Source organism: Pedobacter sp. GSP4 (genome assembly GCF_051857575.1).
Taxonomy (GTDB): Bacteria; Bacteroidota; Bacteroidia; order Sphingobacteriales; family Sphingobacteriaceae; genus Pedobacter.
On sequence record NZ_JBPZIR010000009.1, the window covers coordinates 131469 to 150868 of the forward strand.

General features: G+C 42.9%; 10 protein-coding genes. 4 read left to right on the top strand and 6 right to left on the bottom strand.

All coding sequences use genetic code 11. The features are described from left to right. Nucleotides 1-67: 67 nt before the first annotated feature. Nucleotides 68-1597: a glycosyl hydrolase family 28 protein gene (locus ACS5PU_RS20220; RefSeq protein WP_439460978.1), complete on the bottom strand. Its 1530-nt coding sequence runs from the start codon at nucleotides 1595-1597 to the stop codon at nucleotides 68-70. 249 nt (nucleotides 1598-1846) lie between these two features. Here ACS5PU_RS20220 and ACS5PU_RS20225 point away from each other — a divergent pair, with 249 nt between their 5' ends. Genes ACS5PU_RS20225 through ACS5PU_RS20240 form a run of 4 tightly spaced genes read left to right on the top strand, consistent with a single transcriptional unit; the run spans nucleotide 1847 to nucleotide 8917 of the window. Continuing rightward, nucleotides 1847-2848 (top strand): family 43 glycosylhydrolase, encoded by a 1002-nt coding sequence (locus ACS5PU_RS20225; RefSeq protein WP_439460979.1) that lies wholly within the window; start codon nucleotides 1847-1849, stop codon nucleotides 2846-2848. Next, nucleotides 2848-5805: a glycoside hydrolase family 2 protein gene (locus ACS5PU_RS20230; RefSeq protein WP_439460980.1), complete on the top strand. Its 2958-nt coding sequence runs from the start codon at nucleotides 2848-2850 to the stop codon at nucleotides 5803-5805. The genes ACS5PU_RS20225 and ACS5PU_RS20230 overlap by 1 nt, the downstream gene beginning before the upstream one ends. Then, nucleotides 5802-7211, top strand: a complete 1410-nt coding sequence (locus ACS5PU_RS20235) for a family 43 glycosylhydrolase (protein WP_439460981.1) — start codon at nucleotides 5802-5804, stop codon at nucleotides 7209-7211. The genes ACS5PU_RS20230 and ACS5PU_RS20235 overlap by 4 nt, the downstream gene beginning before the upstream one ends. Before the next feature lie 35 nt (nucleotides 7212-7246). After that, a complete protein-coding gene (locus ACS5PU_RS20240) occupies nucleotides 7247-8917 on the top strand; it encodes a GH39 family glycosyl hydrolase (RefSeq protein WP_439460982.1) in 1671 nt (556 codons plus the stop codon). A gap of 551 nt (nucleotides 8918-9468) precedes the next feature. Here ACS5PU_RS20240 and ACS5PU_RS20245 read toward each other — a convergent pair. The 5 genes from ACS5PU_RS20245 to ACS5PU_RS20265 all read right to left on the bottom strand — a co-directional run bounded on the left by ACS5PU_RS20245 (nucleotide 9469) and on the right by ACS5PU_RS20265 (nucleotide 19394). Beyond that, entirely contained in the window at nucleotides 9469-10725 is a 1257-nt protein-coding gene (locus ACS5PU_RS20245; protein ID WP_439460983.1) for a glycoside hydrolase family 28 protein, read from the bottom strand. Nucleotides 10726-11035: 310 nt separating this feature from the next. Then, complete coding sequence (locus ACS5PU_RS20250; protein ID WP_439460984.1) at nucleotides 11036-12778, bottom strand: RagB/SusD family nutrient uptake outer membrane protein; 1743 nt, start codon at nucleotides 12776-12778, stop codon at nucleotides 11036-11038. A gap of 24 nt (nucleotides 12779-12802) precedes the next feature. Beyond that, a complete protein-coding gene (locus ACS5PU_RS20255) occupies nucleotides 12803-16051 on the bottom strand; it encodes a SusC/RagA family TonB-linked outer membrane protein (RefSeq protein ID WP_439460985.1) in 3249 nt (1082 codons plus the stop codon). 29 nt (nucleotides 16052-16080) lie between these two features. Then, entirely contained in the window at nucleotides 16081-17523 is a 1443-nt protein-coding gene (locus ACS5PU_RS20260; protein WP_439460986.1) for a fasciclin domain-containing protein, read from the bottom strand. 59 nt (nucleotides 17524-17582) lie between these two features. Continuing rightward, nucleotides 17583-19394, bottom strand: coding sequence for a fasciclin domain-containing protein (locus ACS5PU_RS20265; protein ID WP_439460987.1), 1812 nt, complete (start codon nucleotides 19392-19394; stop codon nucleotides 17583-17585). Nucleotides 19395-19400 lie beyond the last annotated feature (6 nt).

Here is a 19400-nt window from a genome sequence, read left to right on the forward strand (position 1 = left end):
AAACGTCATTCCCGCGTAGGCGGGAATCGTAATGCAACAGGCTTTAAGCCCCGCATCCTAGCCACAATCAATACACTACATTTTCACTCCGCAGCACATTATACTTGGGCTTGCCATTGGCAGTTACCACATCACTCAGTTTTACATTCTCGGCATCATTAATCACTACTTGTGCCCCATCAGGCAGCTTAATATTGTGTAGTACCACATTTTTAAGCTTATGCCCTTGCTCTTTAAAACCATTAATATCAATTACGGGTGCTGCAGCCGAGGCCTTGCTAAGATCGATGTTCCGGAACACAAAATTTTCGAATACCGGCGGTTCAGGCGCTGCCTCTCCATCATTATTGTAATTTACTGCCGAAAAAACAGTTATTTTAAGCAACTGGCAATCGGCTACCGTTATGTTCTTTACGTAACCACCACGTTCTTTGGTACCCTTAATCTGCATACCATGCAATAATGCCCCTGCGGTACAATCCTGTACCAGCACATCTCTTACTCCACCCGACATTTCGCTGCCTATAGAAATTCCATGCCCCCTACTAAAAGTACAATTGGTAATATTTACATTTCGCGTGGGTTTGCCAATATAAAATCCTTCAGGGTTTTTGCCCGATTTAATCGCGATGCAATCGTCGCCTGTTGAAAAGCTGCAGTTAAAAATATAACTGTCATCAGAAGAATCAGGATCTAAACCATCGCCGTTTCTGGCGGTACTGCTGATATTTAAATCGTGGCAGCTAACCCCTTTGCTGTAAATGTAGTGGATGGTCCAGCAGGGCGAATCTTTTATCGTTAAACCCTGTATTTCAACATCCTTACAGTTCATCAGGCAGATTAAACGCCCACGGCTTCTGATCCCGTTTTTATCAATCATGGCTTTGCCCAATGCGCCACCACCTCCGCTAATGGTGCCCGCTCCTTTTATGGCCAATTGCTGTACAGCAAAACCGCCTTTATTGTTCATTACCCCTGCATTTAGCAAACTGGCATAGGTTTTCATTTCCCAGCCTTCAAAGCGGTTATTGTAAAATGGCAGGTAATCGTCGGTATTGCCACTGCCTTTTAACACGCCACCTTTGGCAATCTCCAGGGTCATGTTGCTTTTCAAAAACAGCGCACCACTAACAAATATCCCTTCGGGAATAAGTACCGTGCCACCTTTCGGACATGCATTTATAGCTTTTTGTATACTTACCGTGTTTAAGGTAGCACCATCGCCTTTGGCCCCAAAAGTGAGCACATTTAACACTTTACCTTGGGCCTGGGTGGTAAATTTTATCAGAATACTCTTTGGCGATAGTTTCCCTTCCATATCTTCGGCCTGTATGCTACAGGTATATCCCTTTGAAGCTTGAAGGTGCTGAAGGGTGAAATTTGTTTTTGTGGCAGTGGCAATGTCTTTTCCGTTGAGGAAAATGTGGTAGCCCTTAATGTTATGGTAAACTTCTGGCTTATTCCAGATCAGCGTAGCCGAACTGGCCGAAACCGTTCCGGGCGCAACTATAGGTTTTTGCGGACTGCCCACCAAAGCGAAAGACACCGCTGAAAAAAGGAACAATAATGCCGATGCAAGTAAGCAGGTTCTCATCATGATGATATATTGGTTAGGTAAGGCAAATAATTATGGCCTAAACGAAAGTACCTTATCCCTACTAAAAAATCATCCTGTGGTGTCCTGTTTATTTTTCGCTTTGCAGGATAGAACAGGACGGACTTTCGGATTTAAAATATTATCCTCGTAACATCTTTTAACCAAATATTTCGGGCATTAACGCACGCTTTTAAACATACTTTTTACGTAGAAAGCGTATTTGATTCCAGATTTCACAATACATTTTAAATGAAGAAAATTCTTCTTATCTGCCTTCTTTTAAGCGGAGCCTGTTGTTTTGCACAAAACACCAAACAGGTGCAGCTGGTTCCGAAACCGCTCTACAGCGATCCGGTGTATGATGGCGCTGCCGATCCGGTGGTGATTTGGAACAAGGGCGAAAAAAAATGGTTCATGTTTTATACCAACCGCCGTGCAAATGAGAAAAATTTAGATGGGGTAAGCTGGGTTCACGGTACCCGCATTGGCATAGCCGAATCAAAAGATGGGGTAAAATGGAAGTACCGCGATACCTGCGATATCCAGTACAGGCTAACCGATTACACACATTGGGCGCCAGAGGTAATCGAAAACAAAGGGATTTACCACATGTACCTCACCTACGTACCCGGCGTATTTAAAGATTGGCGCCACCCCCGCTACGTTGTACATTTAACCAGTAAGAACCTCATTAACTGGAAATTCGAATCGAAACTGAACCTGGCATCCGACCGCTGCATTGATGCCTGCGTTTTTAAACTGCCCGATAACAAAGGCTGGCGCATGTACTACAACAATGAAATGGCAGGCAAATCGATCTATTATGCCGATAGCCAAGACCTTTACCATTGGCAGGATAGCGGTAAAAAATTAATTGGCGATAAGGGCTGCGAAGGCCCAAAGGTATTTTACTGGAAAAACACCTATTGGATGGTGGTTGATAACTGGAACGGCCTGGGCATTTACTCCTCTACCGATCTGCTGTCCTGGAAACGACAGCCCAAAAACATTTTACAGGAACCCGGAAAAGGGACTGATGATGGCGTAATGGGTGGCCATGCCGATGTGGTGGTAAACGGCGATCGCGCTTTTATCTATTACTTTACCCACCCGGGCCGCACCCCTGCCAATAAAGGGATTGATAATGCCGATACCCGCCGGAGCGTAATCCAACTGGCAGAACTGGAATACCTGAACGGAGAAATTGTTTGCAACCGCGATAAACCTTTAGCTGTTAAACTAAAACCATAATGAAACTGATTTACCTCTTGTTAATAGCAGCGCTTGTACCAAGCCTTGCAATGGCCCAAACCGCCAACCCAAGAAAAACCTATAACTTTAACCCAGGCTGGAAATTATATGTGGGTGATTTAACGGGCGCTGAACATACTGATTTCGACGACCGGGCTTGGAAAGCCGTTACATTGCCCTACGCATGGAATGAAGATGAAGCCTTTAAAAAATCGATAGAAGATTTATCAACCGGCATTGCCTGGTACCGCAAACATTTTAGCGTTCCGGCAGCTGGCATCAGCAAAATATTTCTCGAATTTGAAGGCATTAGGCAAGCGGGAGAATTTTACCTGAACGGAAAGTTTATTGGCCGGCACGAAAATGGGGTAATGGCCTTTGGTTTCGACATTAGTACGTTAGTTATCCCCAACCAGGAAAATGTAATTGCCGTAAAGATTGATAATGCCTGGAACTATAAAGAAAAAGCCACCAACTCGGGCTACCAGTGGAACGATAAAAACTTTAATGCCAATTACGGTGGAATCTCAAAAAACGTCCGCATGCATGTTACAGGCCCTGTGTACCAAACCCTCCCGCTCTACACTACCTTACAAACCACGGGCAATTACTGTTATGCCAAAAATTTCGATATTAAAGGTAAATCTGCCATTATAGTTTCCGAATCGCAGGTTAAGAATGAAAGTGCTACCGATAAGAATCTGGTATATGAGGTGGCCTTAAAAGACCTCGACGGAAAAACCGTTAAAACTTTCCGATCGGCGGCAACCCATATCAAAGCTGGCGATACCTTAACCTTAAAAGCAGAAGCCTTGGTAAACAATTTAAATTTCTGGAGCTGGGGTTATGGTTATCTCTACACCGTTACCTCTAAGTTAATATCAGATAATCAGGTTATTGATGAGTTGAGCACCAAAACAGGTTTTAGAAAAACAGAATTTAAAAATGGCATGGTTTACCTGAACGATAGGGTGTTGATGATGAAAGGCTATGCCCAGCGAAGCAGTAATGAGTGGCCGGCAATAGGCTTATCGGTACCGCCATGGCTGAGCGATTACAGCAACAGGCTGATGGTGGAAAGCAATGCCAATTTGGTACGCTGGATGCACATTACCCCTTGGAAACAGGATATTGAATCGTGCGACCGTGTGGGTTTAATTCAGGCCATGCCTGCCGGAGATTCGGAAAAAGATGTAACCGGAACGCGCTGGGACCAACGCAAGGCGGTAATGACAGATGCCATTATTTATAACCGGAACAATCCAAGCATCGTTTTTTACGAATGTGGAAACGAATCCATCAGCGCGGCACACATGCTCGAAATGAAAGCAATCCGGAATCTTTACGATCCGAACGGCGGCAGGGCCATTGGCTCAAGAGAGATGCTCGATATCCCCGAAGCCGAATATGGTGGCGAAATGCTCTACATCAACAAAAGTGCAACCAAACCAGTATGGTCTATGGAATATTCGAGAGATGAGGCGCTCCGCAAATACTGGGACGAATTCTCACCCCCTTTTCACATCAATGGTGCAGGCCCGCAGTATAAAGGTGCCGATGCCAGCGATTATAACCGCAACCAAGACTCGTTCGCCATTGAAGATGTGATCCGCTGGAACGAATATTACGAAGAACGGCCGGGAACAGGCAGCAGGGTAAGCTCGGGCGGGGTAAACATTATATTTTCTGATTCGAACACCCACCACCGCGGTGAAGAAAACTACCGCAGAAGTGGCGAAGTAGATGCCATGCGCATCCCAAAAGATGCCTATTTTGCCCATCAGGTAATGTGGGACGGTTGGGTGGATGCGAAAAAAACCGGCATCCATTTAATCGGGCATTGGAACTACAAAGCCGGTGTACATAAAAATGTATACGTGGTGGCCAGCGGCGATAAGGTAGAGCTGATTTTGAACAATAAATCGCTGGGTTACGGCGAGAAAAGCAATGGCTTTCTATTTACCTTTAAAAACGTAGCCTACCAAGCAGGTATGCTCAAGGCCGTTTCTTATACTTCAGTAGGCCAAAAGCTGGCAGAAACACAGTTAACAACCGCCGGTGCACCAGTTGCTTTGAAACTCACAGCCATAAAAAACCCCACTGGCTTTAAGGCAGATGGAGCCGATGTAGCCCTGATACAGATTGAAGTGGTAGATCAAAACGGAAAACGTTGCCCAACGGCATCGAACCAGATTAGTTTCAGTTTAAATGGCCCAGCCGAATGGCGTGGAGGCTTAGCCCAAGGACCAGACAATTATATTTTAGCCAAAAACCTGCCGGTAGAAAATGGGGTAAACCGCGTACTGATCAGATCGACCACTACCGCCGGAAAAATTAATTTAACAGCAAAAGCCGAAGGCTTAACTACTGCCAGCTTATTATTGGCAACTTTACCCGTAAACACTATAAAAGGACTAGGCAACCAGTTACCAAGCGAGGCTTTAAAACCCAGTTTGGCCAAAGGCGCCACACCGCTCAATCAATCGTACCGGGTATCGCGAAAATCGGTTAAAGTTGTTTCGGCCCAAGCAGGTGCCAATACCGAGAAAGCCCATTTAAGTTTCGATGACAATGAACTGAGCGATTGGGTAAATGATGGAAATGTAGCTACCGCCTGGATCAAATACACACTCGAAAAGGAAAGCACCATATCGGCAGTTGCCTTAAAATTAAACGGCTTTAGGACCAAAATTTATCCTTTACGCATTTTGGTTGATGACAAAATAGTTTTTGAGGGAAACAGCAAGCCAAGTTTAGGTTATTTCACGGCCAATTGCAAACCCACAAAGGGCAAAACAGTTACCATCCAATTGGTAGGCTCGGGAAAAGAAAAAGAGCAGAACAACATTGGTGTGGAGGTAAATGGCAAAAAGCTGGATGATGGCATTGAACGTGCAGAAACAAAATTAAAAGGTGGTTTAAGCATTATAGAAGCAGAAGTTTACGAGCAGCCATGATAAAATTAACACGAAACACCATCCTCCTATTGTTATTAAGCCTCAACAGTTTACTGGCTCAACAAAAGGGCAAAACGGATGCAATTTATTCGGGCATTCCCTGGTACGACCAAAACGGAAAAATAGTTTCTGCCCACGGCGCAAATATTATCCAGGATAGGGATAAATTTTATTTGTTTGGCGAAATACATAGCGATACCAGCAATGCTTTTGCCGGCTTTAGCTGTTATTCATCGAAAGATTTATACAATTGGAAGTTCGAAAGTATAGCGCTGCCAATTCAAAAAACAGGTAAGCTTGGCCCAAATCGAGTTGGAGAACGTGTAAAAGTGATAAAAAACCCAAAATCGGGAGAATATATCATGTTTATGCATGTTGATACGCTGAGTTACAAAGATCAATTTGTAGGCTATGCTGTGGCTAAAAATATTGAAGGGCCATATCAGTTTAAAGGCCCAATTCTTTTTAATGGAAAACCCATAAAAAAGTGGGACATGGGGGTTTTTCAAGATACCGATGGTACTGGATACGTGCTAACCCATGGTGGATTGATCTATAAATTAAGCAGCGATTATAAATCCATAGTAGCGGAGACCAATAAGCAGATCACTTCCGGATTTGAATCTCCCACCCTCTTTAAAAAGGATAATATGTACTATTTTATTGGATCGAACCTAACCAGCTGGGAGAAGAACGATAATTATTACTATACCTCGCAGTCATTAAACGGCCCTTGGATAGCCAGGGGTTTAATTGCACCTAAAGGAACTTTAACCTGGAATTCGCAGGCAACTTTTGTACTTCCCATTAAAGGTTCAAAAGATACCACCTTTATGTTTATGGGAGATAGATGGTCTTTTCCACGCCAATTATCGGCTGCAACTTACGTGTGGCAGCCTATTACTTTCAGCAATCAACAAATTACCCTACCTGATTATCAAAATGTATGGCAAATTAATACGCAAACCGGTGAAAATAATGCCAAGCCGATCGAGGATAAAACTGTTAATTACGCCAGCAAACAAATTATATACAGTGGTAATTGGACAAAACAGCTTAATGGTGATGAACCGACCAACCGATCGGATGATAAAACCGCAACCGCCTCTATCAACTTTATTGGTAAGAGAATTGGTATTTACAGTACTGTTTTGCCAGACAATGGATATGCTAACATTAAGCTTTTTGATAAAAAAGGGCATGTTCTCTTGCACACTTTTATTGATTTATATTCAAAATCTCCAACAACAACATTAGTGTATTTAAGCCCCATATTGCCCAAAGGCGAATATAAGCTTACTATGGCCACAACAGGAGAACGGCCAAACTGGACCGATAAAAGCAAAACAATTTATGGCAGTACCGGCAGTTTTATATCGATTAACAAATTCATCATCAAAGAATAAGGTATGATTTTGAAGAAATAATAACCATTATAAAAATGAAAACATTTAAAAATGCATTGCGCTTATTGGTATTGGTTCAAATATTATCTCAAACCAGCTTTGCCCAAAACAAAACCAGTATTGAGGTAAACTTCGACAAGAACATTGCCCCCATGAAACCGATATGGGCCTGGTTTGGATACGATGAGCCAAACTACACTTACATGAAAGATGGACAGAAACTACTGACCGAGATTTCCAAACTGAGCCCGGTGCCGGTGTATGTGCGGGCGCACAATCTTTTAACTTCTGGCGATGGTATTCCTGCCCTAAAATGGGGCTCTACCAACGCCTATACCGAAGATGCAGCGGGCAATCCAGTTTACAACTGGAAAATTGTAGATCAGATTTTCGATGCCTATGTAAAAAGGGGCATGAAACCTTTGGCACAGATTGGTTTTATGCCCGAGGCAATGTCTACCAAACCTATCCCTTACCAGCACAAATGGAAACCAGGTGTTAGATACGAAGAAATTTTAACCGGTTGGGCCTACCCACCTAAAGATTATAAAAAATGGGGCAATCTGGTTTACGAATGGGTGAAACACAGTGTGGAGCGTTATGGCAAAGCAGAGGTAGAAAGCTGGTACTGGGAAGTATGGAACGAGCCAGATGGGGCTTATTGGAAAGGCACACAGGCCGAGTTTTTTAAGTTATACGATTATGCTGCCGACGGACTTAAACGCGCCTTGCCCACCGCAAAAATTGGCGGCGCAAATGTTACCGGTGGCGGCACAAAGTATTTAGATGCTTTTATTAAACACTGCTTAATGGATACCAATTATGTAACGGGCAAAATCGGTTCTCCTTTGGATGCAGTACTATTTCATGCCAAAGGATCGCCAAGGGTGGTAAATGGAACTGTGGTAATGAATGTACGTACGCAGCTGCGCAATATTGACGGTAACTATAAAGTGATCAGCAAGTACCCGCAGCTTAAAAACATACCGGTTATTATCGGCGAGTCAGATCCCGAGGGCTGTGCAGCTTGCGGCATGAGCACCAACCCCGAAAATGCCTACCGCAATGGCACCATGTACTCGAGTTATACCGCAGCTTCTTTTGCACGCCTTTACGAGCTAACGGATAAATACCAGATTAACCTTTTAGGAGCCGTAACCTGGTCGTTCGAATTTGAAAACCAACCCTGGTTTGCCGGTTTTAGGGATTTGGCAACCAACGGTGTGGATAAACCGGTACTGAATGTTTTTAGGATGTTTGGAAAAATGAAAGGCAACCGTGTGGAAGCGGTAAGCAACCGCATGTACAATTTAAATTCCATATTGGATTCGAGCATCAGAAAGGCCCAAACAGATGTGGGGGTTCTGGCCGCCAAAGATCAGAAAACAGCATCGGTAATGATTTGGAACTACCATGATGAAGATAAAACGGATTCGAAGGATGTGGTTGCTATCCGGTTAAATCAACTGCCTGTCAAAACCGTAACCATAACCGAATACCGCATTGATACTGAAAATAGCAATGCTTATACCGCATGGAAGAAAATGGGTTCGCCACAAAACCCAAGTGCCAGCCAAATTGCTGCATTGGAAAAAGAAGGGCAGCTAAAAATGATGGGTAAGCCCAAGAAATTTGATACCACATCGGGAACTTTTGAGCTGAACCTGGCAAGGCAGGGTGTAGCGTTTTTGAAATTGGATTGGTAATATCGAGCAAGACTTCCGAAGTTTCTCTGGCACACCAGCTTATTAAATTCTAAAAGAGTTGTCAACTTTAATAGCCTCTTTGCTAGAAAGTTGACAACGCTGAAATTCATATTTTTAAAATCGGAAATCTATCGATAATAGCATGATAGATACTGAAACAAGTTCAGTATGACGATCGCCTAATCTAAAAGAGTTGTCAACTTTAATAGCCACTTTGATAGAAAGTTGACAACGCTGAAATTCGTATTCGGCCAAGACTTCCGAAGTTTCTCTAGCACATCAGCTTATTAAACTTCGGAAGTCTAATCTAATAGCCTCTTTGCTAGAAAAGTTGACAACGCTGAAAGCCTATCGATAATAGCATGATAGATACTGAAACAAGTTCAGTATGACGATCACCTAATCTAAAAGAGTTGTCAACTTTAATAGCCTCTTTGCCAGAAAGTTGACAACGCTGAAATTCATATTCGGCCAAGACTTCCAAAGTTTCTCTAGCACATCAGCTTATTAAACTTCGGAAGTCTAATCTAAATAATGATCCGCTTTTCAGCCTATGGCTTTACCACCAACGCAGCACCATTTACCATTACGTTTTCGATTTTAACATCCTGGTACCTGTTTTTTAAGAAGGGTGTTTTAGTGCTCACTTCCACATTTTTAAAAAGAAAGCCAGAAACTTTGTCGTCAGGGTTTCCATCCATTTCGCCAAACTTGGCCGCTTCTACTTTCACGTTTTGTATCTTGATGTTCCTGATAGTGCCAAAAGGTTTTTGGGTGCTCCCTGCCAGATCAAAAAATTGTTTCCAGGGGTTTAAATCAATAATGGCACCGCATTTTCCGGTTATGTTTTCTACAGTAATATTTTCGTAAAGCTGAAAGGTATCTCCCCGCATCTTCATTTTCAAAATTGGGCAGTTGTTATCAACTTTACAGTTGCGCATGGTAATATTGCGCGCATGAATGCATTCGCTGCCCATGGTTAGCGTGGCATGTGCTTCACCAATGGTACAGTTCTCAATCAATACATCTTCCACTATTCCGTTTTCGGGCAGTTGCTGTGCATCAGCGCCTTTACCGCCTTTGATGCAAATTGCATCATCGTTTACCGAGATATAACAGTTTCTAATGGTTACCCCTTTGCAAACATCGATATCTATTCCATCGGTGCTGGGCGCTTTTACAGGTCTAAAAGGAGAACGGATGTCGCAGTTTTCGATCAATACATTGTTGCTCTGGTATAAATGGGTAGTCCAAAAACCCGAGTTACGCAGCTTTACACCTTTAATCTGCACGTTATTACAGCCCCATATAAACAATAACCGCGGACGGCTAACTTCGAGATTGGTTGATTCTTTTCCGAGTTTTTTCAACGAATCGCGGTGCGCCCAAAATGTTTTCCAGAATTTAAGTCCGTTACCATCAATGGCCCCAGGGCCGGTAATGCTGAAACCATCTACTTTTGTGGCATTAATTAATGCTGCAAAATATTTAAGGCTCCGGCCTTCCATGCGCGAAGGGATAAATGGATAATCTTTAATCTGATCGGATCCTTTCAGCACTGCCCCTTCTTGTAACAGCAACCTGGTTTTGGGTTTAAAAAACAATGCACCTGTTAGGTAAGTCCCTTTTGGAATTACGATTGTTCCACCACCTTTTTGATAGGCTTTATCGATCACATTTTGAATGGCCTTGGTATTCAGTTTTGTACTATCGTTACCAATCCCAAATTTGGTAATGAGGTATTCTTGAGCGATGGCCGTTACACCGATAGCTGCAAAACAAAAGGTGAATATTAGTTTTTTGATCATAACATGGGTAAATATCGCATTTAAGGTTATTGGTTCACTAGCCATTGGTTAATTAGTCATTAGTTCACTTATCATTGGTTCACTAGTCATTGGTCCGATAGTAGTGAGAGAACAGCCATAAAGCAAGTAAATCTGCGCAATCTGCGGGAGAAACCAACCATAAAGATTGCTTCACGCTATCCCCCCAAAGCCCACCCTTCAGTTCGCAATGGCACAACGGGGAAAGGTTCAACGCTTTACGCCAAACGCTCACCGCCAATGAAAAAGGGGGTTCACGCATATTAACGCAGAACCCCCTCTTCGCCGGTAACTATTTCCAATCGAACGGGAGATACCAGTTTGCAGGGGTCATTAATTTTTCTCTTGCTGCACTGGCATTCGGATCGCCATCTTTCAACAATTTTTGGTACACCCTTTCTGCTAAAAACGCAGGATTGTTCTGCCTACGGGCAATGCGCAAAAGATCGGGCCAGCGGTTACCTTCAAAAGCCAGTTCAAGCGCACCTTCATCAATCAGTTTACCCTCTAAACCGAGCACATTATTCTGTAGGCTAATATCAAGCGCGGTAATACCCGCCCTACTGCGTATGCCTGTGTTGCGGTACCACGGACTTTTATAATCGTTGTTGCTTCTGGCATCGAAATAATATGGAGCAGCATATGGCGTTTGCATGGTATTGATCTCATCAAAAGAAACCGGCGATTTTGCCCCGTTTACATAGGTACCTACATAAAAGGTATTTGCAATGCCGGTATTTAACAAGGCCCATCCCAGTTTACCTTTGCCATCGCGGTTTGCAGCTTCCGAAAAACGTAAATGTAATAAAGCCGCACGGTAAATGCCCCATTTGCCTGCTCTGTTAAAATTGGTTGCCGGAACAATATTATCTGTTAATTTGGTAATTACCGGGCCGGCAACGGTTGTGCTGTACGATAGTTTACCGCGGGCATCGTAAGGGATACCACTGTATTGCCTTTGTGCATTCCAATTATCAATGGCCAGCTGTGAAGGCTTGATCAGGTATTTACCATACAGTGAAGAACAAACTTCAATCATTGGGTTGCCCGGTTTATAGTTGGCATTATAAGGTATTCCCCACAAAAATTCGATGTTCCATACGTTTGAGGTATTCGGCGCCGAAAATATCGTTCTCCATCCTGCATCAACCAACAGCGTGCTTTCATCCTGCGCCCTCAAATAACGAACAGATTGATCGGTATAATCAGACGATAAGTAATAACCCACCTTATAGGCGTTAAAAGAAATATTGATATTGGTATTGTTGTTTTCTACATCCATTATCTTTTCGTAGTTCTCTGCAGCCTTGGTATAATTGTTATTCCAGAGGTAAAGATCGCCCAATACGAATGGCTTACAGATAAAAAGTTTGTTTGTACTGCTTCCATCAATGGTTACCACCAAAGGATTTCCGGCCGGATAGGCATATACTTCTTTGTAAGGCAGCTTCTCGGTAAAATCGATCAAGCGGGTTAATAGTTCTTCGAAAGAAATACGCGGATAGGCACTTAAATTCTTAATATCATCTACTTTTTCAACCGGCTCGGTAATATAAGGAATACTGCCGTACTGGATGCCCAACTGTAGGTAGATCCAGCTGCGCAGAGCGCCGATATCGGAATAGTGCTTATTGTAATCATCAACACTCATCCTGCGGTCATCAACCATCAGTTTAAAGTTTTTTAAGGCATCGTTACAGTTCAGCACTACCTGATAGTAAGGCCTTGGATCTACATAAGGATTATCTTTTGTAGTGGTATGGTTGGCCAGCTGCTTTAGGTAAGGATCGGCATTTGCGGTTACATCAACCAGATCGGCCCTCAGTTCATTCTGTAAAATGTAGGTTTTCTGCAAACCTAAAAACTGTCCGTAAATACCGATTACGGCAGCATCTGCATCAGCCACATTGCGGTAAGCATTTGTAATATCGAGCTTATCCAAAGGGGCTTCATCTATTATCTTTTTGCAAGACCATGAACCTGTTGCAAGCAAGGCTACTGCTAATAGGGCAATAACTTTTTTATTAAAATCCATCTTCATCTTCTTATAAACCATTAATTATAAACCAACTCTAACACCCAATTGCACTGTTCTGAACTGTGGTTCGAAAGTGGCATCAACACCTTGGGTAAAAATGCTGCCAGATGCACTAAACTCCGGATCGTAACCCAGGTAATTGGTTAGTGTAAATAAATTATTTCCGGTGGCGTAAATTTTAGCGTACTTAATTGTTTTGGTTTTGATAGGCACATTATAGGTTAAGTTTACCGTGCGCAAACGCAGGTACGAGCCATTTTCAATCCAGCGGTCAGAAAACTGGGCATTGCCCATCGGATCGCCATAAGCCGCTTTAGGCACATTGGTAACCTGGCCCTCGCCCCTCCACCTGTTTCTTACAATATCTGTTTGGTTGTAATAATTACTGCCCGATTCTAATTGAGCACGTGTATAGTTGTAGATATCGTTACCGGCAACAAAAGAAACCAGAACATCCAGAGTCCAGTTTTTGTAACCGAAAGTGTTGTTAATGCTGCCAAAAATATCAGGATTTGGATTTCCGATAACCACACGGTCGGCACTGTTGATGATTTTATCGCCATTGGTATCCACAAACCTCATATCGCCTCCCTTAAATGGTACTAAAACACCGGCACTGTTTACAATAGAAAGACCCGCAGCTGCTGCCTCGGCATCTGTAGCGTAAACACCATTGGTGCGTTGTCCGTAAAATAAATTAGCCGTTTGCCCAACCTTTGTAATATAAGTAGCATTGGCATAACTGGTTAAAATATCGGTACCATTTGGCAGTTTGTTTATTTCGTTTTTATAGGTTCCGATGGTTAAGCCAAAATCCCATTTAAACTTTTTATTCAATAGCCTTCCGTTTAAACCCAGATCAAGGCCAGAGGTTGTCATACCGCCCTGGTTATCAATGTACGAATCGATACCACCAACTGATGTTACCGGAACATAAGCCAGCATCTTACTTGTTCTATGCTGATAATAATCCAAACTGAAGCTTAAACGCTCATTAAAAAAAGCACCGTCTAAGCCGGTGTTAAACTTGGCAACCTGCTCCCATTGGATACCGGGATTGGCGATATTGCCGCGCACCACACCCTGTAAACCCAGAAGGTTCTGCGAAACATAATATTGCCTGTTGTTGTAATTGCCAATATCATCGTTTCCTACCAGGCCATAGCTCATGCGGAATTTCAACAGATCGATGGCTTTATAATTTTTCATAAAATCTTCTGATGAAATTAACCAGGCACCGCTTAAAGCAGGCAATAAGGCTGTTTTTCCACCGGCGATATCCAAACCATAGCCGCCCACGTAACGTACTGATGATGAAACATCACGCTTGCCAAAACGAGAAGAAGCATCGGCTGCCATGGCAAAACCCAGATAGTATTTATCTTTATAATTATAATCAGCAGTTAAATAGGTGTTTAAGCTGCTCCATTTGCCAATATCACCTCCAAAATACCTTAAAGCGGCATTACTGTTGCCAATACTGATCAAAACATCGGTTGCAGAATTGTAGCCGATGGCAAAATCGGATTCGCTTGAGTTTTGCGAATAACGCGTGCCCAAGGCCACATGCAATTTGTGTTTTTTGGCAAAGGTTTGATCGTAGGCAAAACGTAAATCGTTAAAAACGCTCAAATACCTGATTACCTGCGAGCCCAGCTTGCTATCGCCAATGGTGGTAGGCAGCACTTCGTTGGTAACCCCTTTTCTGGGTATGAATAAGGTTTCCTGGGTTTTATCGTAAGTAATGCCGGTAAGGTTGGATAGCTTAAAGTTTTTGTTAAACACGTAATCGAAATTAATGTTACCAAAAAAACGGTAAGCTTTTTTCTGGTTCAGTCCTTTTTCAATCAATGCACGTGGATTACTGATGCCCAAGGTATCGGCTTCAGCCAGATTGGGTGAAACCGCTCCGTTGGCACTGATTTCGTTAATGCCCATAAACGGCGCCTTAACCAGCGATAGGAAAATAGGATTTGTACGTGGTGATAGGCCCTGATCTTTTAAGCGCTGCTCGGTATAACTAAATGAAAGATTGGTATTGGCCGTTAATTTTTTGGTTAAATTAAGGTCGCTGTTAAAGCGCATGGTATATTTAACATTGTTTGTCGAATCGATAATCCCCTTATCTTTTGAATAACCTGCAGAAAGGGCATATTTGGCAATGTTGTCTCCACCGCTTACCTTTAAAAAGTAACTCTGATCGAAGCTCTGTTTAAAAACCTGTTTTTGCCAATCGGTGTTTTGATGATACTTAAAATAGTTTGGATTGGTTACCGGGTTCGGATCATCGTTCATATAAGGCTGTGCGGCTATTGCGCTGCTGCTTAAACCCTGACTTTTTAGAACATCGGATAAATAGGTCCTAAAATCGGCTCCATTCATTACAGGAAGCTGTTTAGGCACAAAGTTAAAACCACCATAGGCCGAAAAATCAATGGCTGTAGCCAGATCTTTAGCATGGTTGGTGGTAATGATCATTACCCCATTGGCGGCTTTAGCTCCATATACGGCCGATGCAGCGGCATCTTTAATCAGGCTAATGCTTTCTATATCCCTAACATCAATAAACTGTAAGGGGTTATTGCGGTGGCCGGTGGTTAACGAGGTGCCGTAGGCATTTGCATCGTACACCATCCCATCAACCACAAACAAAGGCTGGTTGGTTGCATACAATGAGGTAAAGCCGCGCACATACAGATCGGCTCCGATTCCGGGTGTTCCAGATCTTCTGATTGCGTTTAGCCCGGCAATTTTACCCTGCAAAAAACCATCAGGTGTTTCCGAATTTACATTCCATCCGCCCTGCGGGTTTACCGAACCGATGGCCGAGGTAGAACGCGCAATATTCTCGGTTCCCGAGGGTAGTGCCACTTCGGTAAACAGCGAACTGTAACTGGTTGGGTAAATTTTTATGGTAGCAGTTTTGCCTTTATGTACAGGCAATAATTTGGTATGGTAGCCTGTATTGCTGATTAAGATGGTTGCATTAAAATCGGGTACGATGATAGAAAAACGGCCCTTCTCATCGGTTAATGCGCCAGAGAAATCGGTAACCGTTAGCTTTACACCTGTTATGGGTTTATTGGTGTAGCCATCTACAACAACGCCGGTTATTTTTTGGCCTACTACTTTTTTCTGTTTCACTTTAACCGTTGTGGTATCGGTACTGTACTGGCTGGTATCTGTTTGCTGGGCATATGCTGCAGCAGAAAACATCAGCCCGAATAGTGCCAGCGAAAATCCTTTTTTTATGATGGTAAAATTATGCATAGTCAATTTTATGAGTCAGATGTATTTGATTAAGGAAGAATAGGTTCGAATCTCAAATAATCCAAAATGAGCGTATTTACATTTTTCGCGGTACTTGCTGCAGCGGTAAGCCTGATGCTTAAGGTACTGAGTGCCTTCGGTGTAAACTCGCCCAATAATACTTCGTTGTAATTGAGCGGATTAACCACTTGTGTAGCAAACAGGTCGTAAACAGGTGCCGTAGGTGTAGAAGTTATCGGGTTATAGATAAAGTAGCGCTGTGTAAAGGCTGCTACCTGTGCATCTCCTGCTGCTCCGGCAATTGCCCTTGCATAAACCTTATACTTTACAATGGGCACTGTACTGCGCAGATATTCAATGTAAAACTCTGAAAAAGCATGATCGTAAACTTCTATATCTTTGTAAGGCAAACCTTTATCATCCAACTTTAACCTATATAATGTATTGCCCGTTTTATCTGTACGGAAACCGCTTGGTAATTCGCCTTCAATTTTAAAAACTGGTACTTTATCTTTCAGGCGGAATGGCAGGGCGCTCATTACATACACAATGCCGTTACTGGCGCGGTACGATTTTACGATAGCCGCCTTTGAAACCGGAATTTTAACCCCTCTTGTCGAAAGCAAAGTATCAGGCAGTTTATCTTGGGTATATAATCCTTTAACAGTAAAATCGCGCACAAGGGCAAATTTATCGCCGGTTAAAAAATAAGGACTAAGCTTATTGGCTTCACTTGTAAAAGCTGCATCCTGGAGCATAAAAAAAGTATACTGCTGGTTTTCTGCCCGCAGATCTGCAACGGCTGTCCAATAAGCGTTTCTCGAAACCATTGGCGGGTTAGGCGCAAAAATAGGCCTGCCCAAACTGGTGTACCCTATAATGGTGGCATTTGCCGAATCGATAACCATAGTAGAAATATTACTGATGTAGCTGGTTTGCAGTGCGGCATCAGTACTGCCTAGCATGTAATCCCAAACGTTTTGTTTGGTGGGTACCGGTTTATCCAAGGTATACAATACTCCATTTTTAACAAACTTACCGGCATCGGTTATGCTGGCTTCTTCAAATTTATTTCCAATTATGGTGGCGTACTTCTTATTGTTCAAAAGTACCCTAGTGGTATCGTTCGGGTTTTTGGCTGCCTCAATGGTGGTTAATGCAATATGGTTGGCTACAAAGTCTTTAAGCTTAGCGGCATCGCTGCTAATGGCTGCATCTAAAGTGGCCAGGGCATCATTTGTGGGCGCCCACACGGTATAGTTTTGCGATGAGGAAAGCAGCTGATCGTAACCTGTGCTTTTAATGTATTCGCTAAACTTGCTCAGGTTAGGCTGTGCAGCTATTTTTTGAACAAGATCTACCGTATTATCTACGTTAACTACCTCAATATGCTCATCCATGGCATTTTTGCAGGCATTTAGCCCAAAAACTGCGGTCAGCATTAGAAAGGAATTGATGATATATTTTTTCATTTGGAACATTCTGGTTTGGTTAGCATTATTTTACCAGGTATGGCTACCTGGCAAAAAAATTAAGGTCTGTTAAATTGTGTACCTGAAATAGAAAACCTTGGATAGTTCTGGTCAGCATCAACCGGAATGAAGTGGATCATATCAATCCAGGTGAAGTTACTGCTGCCCGCTGCTGTATTAACTACCGTTAGCCTAATCCAGTGCCTATCGGTGGTTTGTATATCGGCAGTTCCGGCCAACCTGCCAACCATTACATCCCATCCGGTACCGGTAACAGGCTGGGCGCCCCTTAGCGTACCGGCAAACTCTGCTGTGGTAGCCATGTACCTTTTAAACCCGTTGGTCAGCATCAATGGATCGGCCGATGGCAGAGATGATGTTGCCGAGGAAACACCGGAAGAGCCCAAACTTTGCCTCATATCGATAATGTTCGGTAAAATCTGTTCGCCCGGTCTGCCTACATCAACACCAGCCTGCAATACCGGTGCGCTGGTATTATACGAATAGCAGATCCAGATTTTATACTTGCCCTTTACCAACATCGGTGTTTTAATTTCTATCCATTGTGCCCTTTGTACGTTGGTACCCATCGATAGGTTGAAATAATCGTTGGCATTGTATTTTCTGGTAGCATCAGGAACAGTAACAAACTGATAGTTTTGACCCTGTGTTAATTTAGAAGGATCGTTAAAAAGTACGCCACTTAATGTGCTTAAACCATTTGCGTACAGTGGGATTGTTGCTGCAGATGCTCCTCTCCATTTAGGGTTGGTGCGGAGTTCGGGCTGATCCGCAACATCAAAATATACGGGTGTTTGTACCCTTACCTTAATGCTGAAAGGTTTTTTAACCTCGTGCTGAACACCATTTGCAGCGGTAACATCGCTAAAAGATCTGTTAATTTCTACACCTGGTTCCACTACGCCGTTAAACTCATCTTCATTTAATAAAATGCGCTGCCCGGCAAATTTTGTGGTAATAATTTCTTTTGGCGCCAATGTATAGATGGCCGGCGTAGAAATAATATCCGGTGTGTAGGTTGGTCCGGCCGAAATATGGTAAGCCATATACAGCCATAAGCTATCTGCATGGTTTTTAGGGTTCCCTGTTTTTGAATAACGGCTTTTAAAACTGGCATACGTAGCGTAACCGGCAGCTTTTAAGGCAGAATCAGACTCTAGGATCAGTGTCTGAAATCTTTTGGTGGTATCTTTAACCGCGGCCTGTTCTACATTTAGCGAATCGTAAAATCCGGTTTCTTTCAGTGCCTGGGTAAAATAACTGTAACGGGTATTGGCCTCTACACTTTTGGCAAGCGTTAGGGTTGCAGGTATAAGTACATGATCTATTACATGTATAATCCCATTACCTACCCTGATATTTGATTTGGTAATTTTGGCCAGTTTATTTACAATATGGCTGCTTACCCCACCTTCGTTTATGGCTCCGGTTTGCAGGTACTGCCCGTATAAAGTTATCTGCGCCAGTTTTCCATCGGTAAATTTATTGGTGGCAACCGTATCGGGAAGGATGTGGAACTTAACCATGTCTTTTGCTTCATCAACAGTTAAATCGGCAACGGCATTTTTGCCCTTTCCTTTAAGCCATTGGGTAACGGCAGCATTGTTTGGCGTAAACAAGGTGTATTTGCCATACGCGCCCAAATAGCCTGTGGTTCCCGAACGGTCAATAATCTGTTTCATCATCGAAAACTGATCAGGGTAGCGGTCCAAATAACCGGTAATATTTACATCATCGGTTGTGGCCAATGTATATTGTTCCCTTTTACAAGCATTTATAAACACAAATGTAAAAGCGAGGATAACCATTAATACGGTTACATTGCGGACATTTAAATTATTTTTCATCATGCTCTA